Source organism: Aquimarina brevivitae (assembly GCF_004216895.1).
In the GTDB taxonomy this organism is placed as follows: Bacteria; Bacteroidota; Bacteroidia; order Flavobacteriales; family Flavobacteriaceae; genus Aquimarina; species Aquimarina brevivitae.
Genome location: NZ_SGXE01000002.1, coordinates 987,554 through 999,575 on the forward strand (window position 1 = coordinate 987,554; position 12,022 = coordinate 999,575).

Annotated in this window: 16 protein-coding genes; all 16 read left to right on the plus strand. The window is 33.0% G+C overall.

What is annotated here, in order from left to right; all coding sequences use genetic code 11:
• Nucleotides 1–40: 40 nt before the first annotated feature.
• The 16 genes from epsC to EV197_RS12195 all read left to right on the plus strand — a co-directional run bounded on the left by epsC (nucleotide 41) and on the right by EV197_RS12195 (nucleotide 11,994).
• Nucleotides 41–826: a serine O-acetyltransferase EpsC gene (epsC, locus tag EV197_RS12120; RefSeq protein WP_130287025.1), complete on the plus strand. Its 786-nt coding sequence runs from the start codon at nucleotides 41–43 to the stop codon at nucleotides 824–826.
• A complete protein-coding gene (gene cysM / locus EV197_RS12125) occupies nucleotides 827–1,714 on the plus strand; it encodes a cysteine synthase CysM (protein ID WP_130287026.1) in 888 nt (295 codons plus the stop codon).
• 218 nt (nucleotides 1,715–1,932) lie between these two features.
• Entirely contained in the window at nucleotides 1,933–2,235 is a 303-nt protein-coding gene (locus EV197_RS12130) for a hypothetical protein (RefSeq protein WP_130287027.1), read from the plus strand.
• 2 nt (nucleotides 2,236–2,237) lie between these two features.
• Nucleotides 2,238–2,669, plus strand: coding sequence for a hypothetical protein (locus EV197_RS12135; protein ID WP_130287028.1), 432 nt, complete (start codon nucleotides 2,238–2,240; stop codon nucleotides 2,667–2,669).
• Between the two features lie 240 nt (nucleotides 2,670–2,909).
• Nucleotides 2,910–4,082, plus strand: a complete 1,173-nt coding sequence (locus EV197_RS12140; protein WP_130287029.1) for an ImmA/IrrE family metallo-endopeptidase — start codon at nucleotides 2,910–2,912, stop codon at nucleotides 4,080–4,082.
• Between the two features lies 1 nt (nucleotide 4,083).
• Nucleotides 4,084–4,575 (plus strand): hypothetical protein, encoded by a 492-nt coding sequence (locus tag EV197_RS12145; protein WP_130287030.1) that lies wholly within the window; start codon nucleotides 4,084–4,086, stop codon nucleotides 4,573–4,575.
• Nucleotides 4,576–4,729: 154 nt separating this feature from the next.
• Entirely contained in the window at nucleotides 4,730–5,125 is a 396-nt protein-coding gene (locus tag EV197_RS12150) for a hypothetical protein (RefSeq protein WP_130287031.1), read from the plus strand.
• Between the two features lie 97 nt (nucleotides 5,126–5,222).
• Nucleotides 5,223–5,846 (plus strand): hypothetical protein, encoded by a 624-nt coding sequence (locus tag EV197_RS12155; protein WP_130287032.1) that lies wholly within the window; start codon nucleotides 5,223–5,225, stop codon nucleotides 5,844–5,846.
• Between the two features lie 101 nt (nucleotides 5,847–5,947).
• Nucleotides 5,948–6,382 (plus strand): hypothetical protein, encoded by a 435-nt coding sequence (locus EV197_RS12160; RefSeq protein ID WP_130287033.1) that lies wholly within the window; start codon nucleotides 5,948–5,950, stop codon nucleotides 6,380–6,382.
• Nucleotides 6,383–6,390: 8 nt separating this feature from the next.
• On the plus strand, nucleotides 6,391–6,804 hold the full coding sequence (locus tag EV197_RS12165; protein ID WP_130287034.1) for a hypothetical protein: 414 nt from the start codon (nucleotides 6,391–6,393) through the stop codon (nucleotides 6,802–6,804).
• Between the two features lie 54 nt (nucleotides 6,805–6,858).
• On the plus strand, nucleotides 6,859–7,335 hold the full coding sequence (locus EV197_RS12170) for a hypothetical protein (RefSeq protein WP_130287035.1): 477 nt from the start codon (nucleotides 6,859–6,861) through the stop codon (nucleotides 7,333–7,335).
• Nucleotides 7,336–7,353: 18 nt separating this feature from the next.
• The gene (locus EV197_RS12175; RefSeq protein ID WP_130287036.1) at nucleotides 7,354–7,575 is read left to right on the plus strand and encodes a hypothetical protein; all 222 of its coding nucleotides are present in this window, start codon (nucleotides 7,354–7,356) and stop codon (nucleotides 7,573–7,575) included.
• Nucleotides 7,576–7,688: 113 nt separating this feature from the next.
• Nucleotides 7,689–8,309, plus strand: a complete 621-nt coding sequence (locus tag EV197_RS12180) for a hypothetical protein (protein ID WP_130287037.1) — start codon at nucleotides 7,689–7,691, stop codon at nucleotides 8,307–8,309.
• 802 nt (nucleotides 8,310–9,111) lie between these two features.
• Entirely contained in the window at nucleotides 9,112–10,557 is a 1,446-nt protein-coding gene (locus EV197_RS12185; protein ID WP_130287038.1) for a S41 family peptidase, read from the plus strand.
• A 26-nt stretch (nucleotides 10,558–10,583) separates the two neighbouring features.
• Entirely contained in the window at nucleotides 10,584–11,201 is a 618-nt protein-coding gene (locus tag EV197_RS12190) for a hypothetical protein (RefSeq protein WP_242610724.1), read from the plus strand.
• Between the two features lie 256 nt (nucleotides 11,202–11,457).
• Entirely contained in the window at nucleotides 11,458–11,994 is a 537-nt protein-coding gene (locus tag EV197_RS12195; protein ID WP_130287039.1) for a helix-turn-helix domain-containing protein, read from the plus strand.
• The last annotated feature ends 28 nt before the right edge of the window (nucleotides 11,995–12,022 follow it).

The window sequence follows — 12,022 nt, forward strand, 5'->3', positions numbered from 1 at the left end:
GTATATTCAATATATTTACGTACGTATTTAAGTACCGGTTATGACAAGAGCAGAAATTATTGCCAATATCGAAGAGCAAAAAAAGAATCCTAATTTAAAATTAGAACTCAAAGAGAAAACAGAATATTTTACCAATCTGTTATTCTATACCCTTTTTGATTCCAACACCGAAGTAGCCAAAAACATTGATATGTTGGAGGTCACCTTTGCGGAGTTAATCGATCTGGCCTGCTGGGAAACCGAAAAACCCTGTAGTAAGATATGGCAATCCTATTTGGAAAAATTACCGGTAATCTTAGAAAAACTGAATCTCGATGCAGCGGCTTTCATCAAAAGTGATCCTGCAGCGAATTCTATAGAAGAGGTGTACCTGGCCTATCCGGGTTTTTATGCTATCGCCATTTACCGTTTGAGTCACGAGTTGTTTAAATTTGGGTTACCGCTCATCCCAAGACTGATGACCGAATATGCGCATCGCCTAAGCGGTACCGATATCAATCCAGGTGCAGTGATTGGGGAATCCTTTTTTATCGACCACGCTACCGGTATTGTCATTGGCGAAACCGCAATCATCAAAAACAATGTAAAAATATATCAGGGGGTTACCCTGGGCGGATTGTATGTAGATCGCAAGCTGCGCAACGTAAAACGACATCCTACCGTAGAAGATAATGTAACCATCTATGCCAATGCCACTATACTAGGCGGCAATACCGTGATCGGTGCTAATAGTACGATCGGTGGTAATGCGTGGATTACTGAATCCGTGCCGCCCAATTCGTTAATAACCAATACTGCAGAAATTAAGATTAAAAAAGTGATTTAAATGTCGCACTCTATCCTAGACCTCATTGGCAATACCCCTTTGGTAAAAGCCACCACGCTACTCAACAACCCTAACATCAAACTCTACCTTAAACTCGAAGGGCACAACCCTGGCGGTAGTGTTAAAGATAGAGCCGCCTATAATATGATCAAAGCGGCACTGGATCGTGGAGACATCAATACAGACACCCAACTTATTGAAGCCACTAGTGGTAATACCGGTATTGCCTTAGCGATGATTGCCGGTTTGTTTCAACTCAACATTGAGCTGGTGATGCCCGAAAATTCTACCAAAGAACGCGTACAAACCATGCGTGCCTATGGCGCTAAGGTTACCCTGACCTCGGCGGATATCGGTATTGAGGGAGCTCGAGATTATGCCGAAGCCAAAGTAAAGAATGAGGGCTATGTAATGTTAAATCAGTTTGCCAATGACGATAATTGGAAAGCCCATTACAAAACCACAGGTCCCGAAATATGGCGCGATACTGAGGGGCAAATCACTCACTTTGTATCCTCTATGGGCACTACCGGTACGATAATGGGCACCTCTACTTATCTCAAAGAACAAAACAAGGCCATACAAATTGTTGGGGTGCAACCCACTGACGATGCTAAAATCCCCGGCATCCGTAAATGGCCACAGGCGTATTTGCCTAAAATTTTTAATCCCGCTAAAGTAGATCAGGTCATTGAAGTAAGCCAGGAAGAAGCTACGGAGATGGCCAAACGATTGGCCAAAGAAGAAGGCGTCTTTGCGGGGATGAGCAGTGGAGGCTCCGTTACGGCGGCTTTAAAATTAGCAGCAACCTTGGATAGCGGTGTTATTGTAGCCATTATCTGCGATCGCGGTGATCGCTACTTGAGCTCGGATTTGTTTGCGGACTAACCCTTAGATGAATTTTTATATCTTTAAGGTAATTAACAAATAGTATATTCATTTGTATAAATAAATATAAATGGTAATAAACACAACGGTGCGTTTATTCTACTATTGGCAATAATTATGAAGAATCGAAGTAATAGCTTACTTCAAAAACACTAATTTAGCCAAAAAGTTTATTTAAGATATACCCAAATATAGTTATACTAAATTTTGACTTAGGTGTGAGAGGTGATTATAATAACCTATATGCATTTTTAGACAATAATAATGCTTTAGACTGTGGGAATTCTAATTCTGCTTTTGAATATCATTTTAGAGGGACGGATTTAACCTATGATGATAAATTTGAACAATTAAAAACAGATATAAACAAAACGGTTAAATTCGAAAAGAACGATAGACTTTATGCGATTGTACATAATGATGAGGGAATTCCTAGAGGTAAATTCTTATTTGGACAAAGGAAAACCCCAGTGTGGGATGGTTTCGGGCGCAAAGAAGAAGATGATACACTCCCATTTTAATTATGAAATCAATAATACTTGATACAGGCTATTGGATAGCTTTATTCAATCCAGAAAAAGAGATTGATAAACAAGAAGTTGTTGAATTTGTATCAAATTTAATAGATGAAAATAATTATAAAATAATCATTCCGTTTCCAACTCTATATGAGTTTTTAGATTCAAAATTATCAAGAAAAAAAGCTAGTAAATTAAATCTACAAAAGGAATTATCTAAGAGTAAATATGATAAAGTTTACGATGACAAATACAGAGAAAAAGCTCTAAAAACTTTTACACATAATTTTTCGTTCAATGTCGGAGATATAAGTTTAGTAGATGAAGTGATCAAAGAAATGATTTTTGATGATAACTTAAGAACTGACATTATAGTAACTTTCGATGAGTCTTTAAAAAATTTCGCTAAATCTATGAACTTAGAAGTTATCGAATAAAAACCCTTGCCAACACTATTTGTCTTCAATTGCTAGGTTTAAGAATTAAAACCAAAAGTATAGGATTTATTTACAAATTTACAATTGAAAAATAAAGGTCTGTGCTTCTTTGGTCGCCAATTAAAGATACACCTCCCGTTATATTTAATTCAAGAAAACATAAATTGAGGTAAATTTACCTTGTTTAATTAGATTATATCATTATTTTCACTAAATTTGAGGTAAATTTACCGCAAATAAATGATAAGTGATATATTAAATAGTAGTTTTAAGACGAACAAAGACCTTGAAAGACTACTCAAGGACAAACTTAAATCGACTGGACTTAGTAAAACTCATTTTGAAAGGCTTTCAGGTATTCAGAGAAAAAGTTTAGATGGCATATTAAAAAAATCGTCTAAACAAACGGACATTTTGAATCTTTTAAAATTAGGAGAATTTTTAGAATTAAACTTAGAAGAATTATTAATCCTTCATTTTAAAGATAGACCTAAAGAGGAAATAAAAGATTTACAAAACTCAATGGATATAACATATATCAACAAAAATTTTGATTTAAAAACATTAGCTAGTCTAGGTTTTATCAATATAGATGATAATGTAGAACAATTATCAGAAAGAATATGTGAATTTTTTGAACTCGATTCAATTTACGATTACGAAAAAGATTTAAACGACGCTTTATATAGTAGAACAAAAAGGTCTTACAGTGACAAGATGAAAGACTTTTGGATTAAATCTTCCTACAAGTATTTTGAGTTAATTGATAACCCTAACGAGTATTCCCGAAAAGATTTAGTCGATTTAATACCAAAAATAAAACCTTATACGCAAAATGTTGAAAAAGGACTACTAACAGTTTTCCAAGCTTTGTTTAATATTGGAGTTACCGTTGTATTTCAACCGTCTTTGCCTAAAACACAAATTCGAGGTGCAACTTTTTATATTAATAATAAACCGTGTATTGTGATAACAGACCTGAATAAAAATTATGCCACTATTTGGTTTGCTCTTATTCACGAACTAAATCATGTTTTATTTGACTTAGACACAATAGAAAACACAAAATTTCACTTATCAGGAGAGCCTGATTTATTTCTATTACAAGAAGATAAAGCGAACGAATTTGCATCAGAATATCTATTATCTTCTGAAAAAATGAGATATATCGAAAAACTTATAGACAATCCATTAATTGTAAAAAGATTTGCAAAAGAATGTCAAATTCATCCTTGCATAATCTATTCGCAGTATCAATGGAGGCAATCAGAACTAGGCAATAATTATTGGGGATTTTTCAAAGAGTATTTTCCTGATATCAATTTGGCTACTAAAAATCTAAATATTTCAAATTGGGATGCTGAGTCTTTAAAGATTGCAGCAGAAAATATAAGAGAACTTTTAACAGTATAATATGAAAGAGGAAAATAAGGAGATAGAAAAGAAAAAAAGAGAACTATCACAAGCTGATATTGAAAGATTAGAAATTATTCAAAAATCAGAAGAAGTTAAAGGAGAACAGCTTTCTATAAATTTAAATTCTGAACTAGAAGTAGAAAATGAAGCTTTAAAATTACTCGGTCAAACTATAGATGATCCAGTTGAGAAATTTCAGCTGTACTATCATGGATTGACAAAACTTCTTAAAGATAACTTACCAAAAGGTAAAGAAAACGAACAAGTTAGACGTATAGTTTATGATGAAAAAAACATATTAATTAATCGTGGTGCCAAAAAAAATGAGCAAGGTATTAGAGGTAGTGATGGAAGAATGGCTTACATTGAAGATTTAGAACTTGCTATTCAAATCGTTGCTGATTGGATTTCAAAAAAAGGTTCAGCTTCAGAATTATTTATGGCATTTTGGGACAAAAATGAAGAACTTGGATACGAACATCAAGATTAAAAAACTATCAAGAAAAATATATCTTATGAATGCCTTAGCCTACTCTTCGAAGTTTGTAATTTCGAAGCACTATTCGGTGTGTACTTGATAAATTAGTTGCTTAAACCACGCAACTACTATTTGTCGAGACCGTAATGCGTAATCAAATAATAAAATGAAAAAAATTAAACAACTTCTTGTCTGTTCTTGTATATGTTTACTTGTTGGATGTACTAATTCAGATAAACCGATTGTCATAATTTCTGACGCAACTAATTTGGGAAAAACCATAAATGACGGAGGAACATATAATCAAGTTGTGGATGATAAATTAAATAAACTTATTGATCATATCAACGGAACAAGCAGTTCTATTTTAGGTTTAAACAATAATCAAATTGCCATACTCGACATTTTTGAAAATAAATCAAATTATATTTGGTATGTTACAGATATGAAAAAGGGAATATTTTACAGATTTATTTCGAACAAAAAAATTGACAGCATCCAATATGCGGAACGTAAATCTTTAGATGTTAAATCTGATCTAAAAACTCTGAATAAAAAATAAAAAACCCACTCTTCTAAGTTTGTAACTTCGAAGCACTATTCAGAATGTATTTTTTATATTAGGTGCTTAACCAAAGAACAAACCCTATACAGCACTATTGGTATCAACATTTAAAAAATTATTTCTAATATTCTTTCTTGGCTTTTTTGCCTGTAAATCAGGATATGATTCATCTTCGAAAAATTGCACTACCAAAGCACAGAAAGAAATTTTAGTACAAGCGGTGCAATTATTTGAGTCCAAACTGCAAAAACGGTACACGGATATTTCAATTGAAGCAGCTTATTTTGAATTCATATCTGATTTGGTAGATAAAGAACTATCCATTGGGTTTTTTCAAGATTCCTTAGCATTAAAAATTAGAAATTTGAACTTATGGACTGAATCAACACGTTCAGAAAAAGAAGAAAAACTAGAGAAAAAAATATTTAATGTTGATGCCATGAATCCAATTCGCGTAAAACTAAGTGCTAATTTTTCAACTTGTCTTGCTAACAGCATTGACTGGAAACTTGGAACGAGCAGTTTTTTACGAATGAACTCAAAATATCGACTAAGCCCCAGACTCGCACAAAAATATTTATATAGGGCAAGCGAATACGACCTAAGAAAATTTGAGAATAGATTAGCTATTGTACTTGGTGTCTATTATCAAACCATGTTTAACATTCTTCATATTGATGCCAACCAAAAGTATTCTAAGCAGTTTTTTGGAACTTAATTAAGGAAATCCTGTCAAATACCATTTTATTTGTAATTGTTATATTGCTACTTCAATATTTAGTAAATCTAAGCCTTAACGCTTGTACAAGATTTAAAAAAATGAAAAAATTAATTATACTACTTACTTTTCTTCTTTCATACAATGGATTCGCACAAGATAACATCAATCCAAAGGAATTAATTGGATTTGGATGTTATATGGGCGGGATAAGTTCGGACATTGTTAATGATGTAACTTTTGAGATTCGTGACAAAAAATATAAAAAGGTTATTAAAAAATTGAAATCAAAAAATCCTGCAGAGCGATTTATGGCGGTAATTGTGGCGGAACGATTATCAGAACTGGACAAATACCAGCTTACAGCAACGGACAAAGAGTTAATTAAAAAAGCATATCTATCGACTGATTTGGTCTCTGTATGTTCAGGTTGCACCTATTTCAATCAAATTCAGTTAAAAAAATTACTCGTAAAAGACAAAGAAAATGTTATGTGGACGTATGCCAACTATTGGTTGAACGATAATTTTAAATAAAAAAGGAATTGACTTACGAAGAAATAAGAATTGAATTTGAGAAGTTTGTTGGAAATGAAAAATATAATCATTTTATCTTATCTCTTTATGATACGTTTCCTTTAAAAAAAAGACTTTTATTTTGGCAAGAATCCTTGTTAAAGGACTTTTTTAATAAATACGACTTAGAAACAATCGAATACGAACAAATTTATAGGATATTCAACCGTTGTCCTGTCCATCATTATAAATTGAAGCATGACACCGTTACCATAATCGATGGAAATGAAGTTAACTCAACAATCTCTTATAGAAAAGAAAAGAATCTTTTTCCTATGGCTAACATTTATGCACCAAGAGATTTAAATAGGTTTAGTTATCCCAAAAAAGTGAATGTCGTTTTCTGTAGTAGATGCAGAAAAGTCTATGAAGAATATCATTGATACCGATGTGATACAATAATTATTATAATCAAATTACAATAAAGATATTATATTTTGAGAATTCTTGTAATATACATTTTGATCAGCACGATTTGTTTTGGATGTACCGATAATAATTCAAATTGGAGCTCTGAAAAGTTTGCTACTATTTTCTACGGTTCAAAAATTAAGAATGAAAAATTTAGACTTACGTTTACTAAAACCGATAGATCTCAGAAATATACGTATGTTAATCTAATTGATACCACAAAAACCTTCTCCATAAAGAAAATCATGGATTCAAATACTATTTTCTTTGGCTTTGAAAAATTTATAAAAACTAATACAAAGTCTTTTAAGGACAATAAGCTTAATTCTATTGAATTTGATTATTATCACTTAGAAGATCCTGTAACTGATGGTACAGGACCCATATTATTTAACTCATCTTATGGGCTTCTTGCTATAAAAAATATTTTTGGGCCAACGGTCATATTGCTTGATTCCAAAGATCATAATTTGGCTGAACGTATAATTGACAAACTGAAATAATACTTATTACCTCAAAATATGAATGAATTTATAATTATCGCTATTTTGATCATTCTTTTTGGAGCGTTCTTATACTGGGCTTATCTACCAGACTATCGAAGAAACCCGAAAGAATTTTGGCGGACTTTAATCGGAATGCCAATTGGTATGTTATTAGGCGGAATTGGTTATACAACTTTGAACGAAAAAATAAAAAGATGGGCTTTGAACAAAGATAAAAAGACAACAACCAAAAAATAAAAATCAAATCCGAATGCCCCATACAATAAGTTACTAGTAATCCACTTTTACTTAATATCTAATTACTCATAATAGATGTCCTTGCTACTACTCAAATTAAATTTAAATATAAGATGAAAAAAGTTTGGAAGCTACCTGAATCCAAATCAAACCAATTGATTTTAATTAAAAACCAAACCATTTATAAAGGAAATCTTGATCCGGACAAAATCAATAAACTACCTTTAAATCCTGAAATTTCTTTACCTAACGAAATTGAAAAAGAATTGTTCAGCATACCCTATCCATACATCAAAAAAATAAGCAACCAAAAAGGAGTCAAACACATAAAAATATATTTTGGTAAAGACTCTGAGGAAGAACTCCACATAGCAAACGAAAAAACCAAAAAAGAAATTTTTGAATGCTTAAAAATGGATATTCCCGGGTTAACCTATAAATCAGAATTACCTGGCTTTTTCAATTATTGCAAGGCACAAATTTTTGCCATCTTAATGCTTACAGGAATTTTTATTTGGAGTCTGTATTATGCCATTGAAATTGAAAAAGGTACTATTTTCGAACTGCGAGGCGGTGGCGGCGGTAGAATTGGAATAGGAGGTCTAGTTTTTATACTCGGTAATCTAGGGGTAACAAAACTTATAATTGGATATTCCACAATTATGGGTCTTACTTTATTTTCGTTATTTCGTAAACTAAAATCCAGATCGGAGCGAGAAATTCTTTTTAGATAAAAACATATACTCCACAATTCGAAGTTTGTAACTTCGATGTAATAGTATTAATGCCTCAAGAGATTTAGAAAGATTTAGTTATCCAAAACAGTTGAAGTCGTTTACGGTATTAAATTCAGAAAAGTCTATGAAGACTATTATTAAGCTTCTTATGTAATAAGACGTTTTAAAAACTAACACCTTGTACATCAAGCTTACTATTGGCTAATTCCTATCTGTTATTAATGATAAAAACGAAAAATAACATAAGTACAGGCATAATTCAAATGGTATTGTCCGCATACTGGATGTATGAAACGATATATCTTTATTACCAATATCATTATACTGATCTACTTTTTGCTTTTATGTATCCTGATTGGGTTTTATTTGCAAATATATTTCTTTGCTTGGTAAACCTATTTCTTGGTTTACAATTAATCTGTAGTAAAATAAAGCTTAAAAAGAGCTACGGTTTTATGGTGGTTTCAATAGTAATTGGAATTATCATTAATAACTCCTATTACCTAATATAAAAAACGAGTCACATCAATTTACCCTATGAAAGACCCTCTTATTAAGCTCCCAGATATAATGGAGAAGTGAAGACCAATTATTGACCAAATGCTGCTGGATAATCCAAAATAACTCTTACTATCGCTTTATAATAGTAATCGATTGCCTACCTTTCGGCAAACAGCTTCGGTTGGTATTTGCGAGGTAAATTGCTTAACTACAGCATTCGCCCTACACCAAACCTCAGTAACAAAGGAGTAGTGAACATTATAACAGAAACTTACCATACACAAAACCATACATCTTAATGACAAAATTTTTAAACCCATTGCTTACCACCTTTTTGGCGATAACCGCAATTAGCTCCATACAAGCCCAAGATTGCCTATGTAGTGAACTCTATGAAAAAGCTGTAGCGACCTATGAACAAGATTATTCTTTATTTATTTATAAAGTTACGGACGAAAACAGGGATTTGTACACCGCCCATAAGCAAGTGATGCGAGCCAAGGCAAATAAAACTATCGGTGTAAGCGATTGTAGAGCAGTGCTGGAGGAGTATCTTCAATTCTTTAGAGATGGCCATACCTACATTATAAATAAGAGCACCAGTGAGATTAACGAAGAGCACATAGAAATTTCAGAAGCTGAGTATAAAGAAGAGTATGTTAAAAATAATTACAACTTAAATCCAATTTTTGGTATTTGGAAAAGTGGAAACTATACCGTTGCTATCATTCCCAATCCAGAGGGCAGTACAACGGTTCGGGATTTTGTAGGGGTGATTACAGCTAGTGGTAGCTCCAATTGGGAGCCATCTGATATTAAATTTGAAATTACTACTACTTATGGAAAACCCTACAAGATAAAATACATGATGGGCGACCATTCCATTAAAAATACAACAGGTCAACTACTAAGCAGATCAACATTAGAAATAGACGGTTTACAATGGAAAAAAATATGGCCTACAACCACAGCTGAACCCAATCGTGATGCCATAGCAACAAAATTTAACGAATTTCATCTTACCTATGTGGACAAGATCCCCTATTTAAGACTTCCTGACTTTTATTCTGTTCAGCCTTCATTTGTAGATAGCCTACTACAGGCGCACCATACAAATATTATAAAAGCAGACATCATGATTGTTGATGTCAGAGGAAATAAAGGGGGAAATGACGCAACCTATTTTCCTGTATTACCCTACATGTTAAATGGCCCAATAAAGCTCCCTGCCAGTGGTTTTTGGTTGAGTGATTATAATATTCAAACATTTATGGATTACGATACAGGAGAACCCAATAAGAAAGTTGAAGACTATACCGAAACAGAAAAGGCAGGTTATGACCTAATGATGGCCAATAAAGGCACCGCATTTTTTGATTATCCAGAGTATGCGTTCACTTTTAAAGCAGATACCCTATACAACGGACCTAAAAAAGTCATTATGCTCATAGATAAAGAAACTGCAAGTTCTGGAGAAACTTTTGTGTATAGGGCAAATCAAAGCAACAAAGTTGTGGTGTACGGTCAAAATACAGCAGGAGTTGTGGATGGGTTTAATGGTTTATCAAAGGATATAGGTTGTTTTGAAGTAGTTTTTCCATCCTCCTACCGCGCCAAAGATATCAAGGAAAACCCTATTGACCCATATGGAATAGCGCCCGATGTATTTGTTGACGAAAAAGTAGATATCATTCCGTATGCAATTGCTCATATGAAGGAATTACTTAAAAATACTCGTCAATAATCGAAAAATAGTATTACACCATTCAAATGATTGAACAGACAATGAGAAATGTATGTTACATAGCTACGTTATTTTTAGTTTTAGGTTGTACTAAACAATCCACTGAAACCAGATATTATCCTTCAAAAAGCTCATTCCCTATTGAAAAAATAGAATTAGTCGATTTGGATACCGTACAATTGAATTTCAAAGAATTAACAAATAAAATTGCTAGGTATTATAATGAAGAAAAAAGATTATTTGTGGAGTTTAATGACAGTACAATAAAGAAACAGGTTATTCCTTATACTTATGATGGTGGATTAGTGAAATTCAAAAATGTACTTCGAATAAAATCTGACTCCATTTTAATTGATAACGGTTATCCAATTAGCGAACTAAAAAGAATTTTAAAAAGACATTTTGAAAATAAAGGTCGTGTACCTCACTACTCAGATGCTCCTGAAAGGGCTCTTGTAGAAGTCACTATCGATACCAGTATGAATGGAAAAGAACTCAAAGAAGTGCTCATTAAAATAACTCGAGCATTTGATGAAATCAATGAGGAAACCAAGGATACCTTAAAATTGAGAGTTTTCTTTGATTATTTCAGGCAACTACCTTTACCGCCACCACCTCCTAATATGAAATCTAAATATAAATAAGAAAGGTGGTACAAACACGTATCCTACGAAAAACCTTAGACCTGTTGTCTACCTTACTACTTTATTTAGATCATTATATGGACTATAAGTTGTATTAAATATGGGCACTTCCCTCCTTGATACCGCTAACTTAGAAATTAGCTACAGGATGTTATGACATTCCTTTTTGTTTAGTACATTAGCTACTATAAACGCTTTGTAAACCCAGACAAACAACTGGTCTAATATTCAAAAAACCTTAGACGAATTTAATCCTATGTCCCAACTGGTAGCGTACCGCGAAAAATTAAACCTAACCCAAGAAGAACTTTCAGAAAAGTCAGGAGTTTCAGTACGAACTATCCAACGTGTAGAATCCGGTATTGATCCAAAAGGATATACCCTGAAAGCCCTGGCCAAAGCACTGGAGGTAGATGAAGCTCAACTGTTACAAAAAGAGGTAGCTGTATCAACCACCACTTTTAACATAAACAATCTCATTAACCTGTCTACGTTGCCAGTGGTTTTTATTCCTATAGTCAATGTTGCCGTTCCCTTATTTATTGCATTGCTTAAACAACATTTCAATGCTATCACCAAACAACTTATAACCCTTCAAATACTTTGGGCGATAGTTATGCTACTTACTTTTGTAATCGGTAACCTGATTAATTTTGGAAACCTGGGTCGAGATATAATAATCGGAGCACTCCTACTACTCGTACTCGTTAATGCGTTTATGATCATAAGAAACAGTATTGAACTTAACAAGAACAACCAACTGTACTTTTATGTAAAATTTAATATTATCTAAGGCTATATAGGCGCTGGCGGCTTTTTGG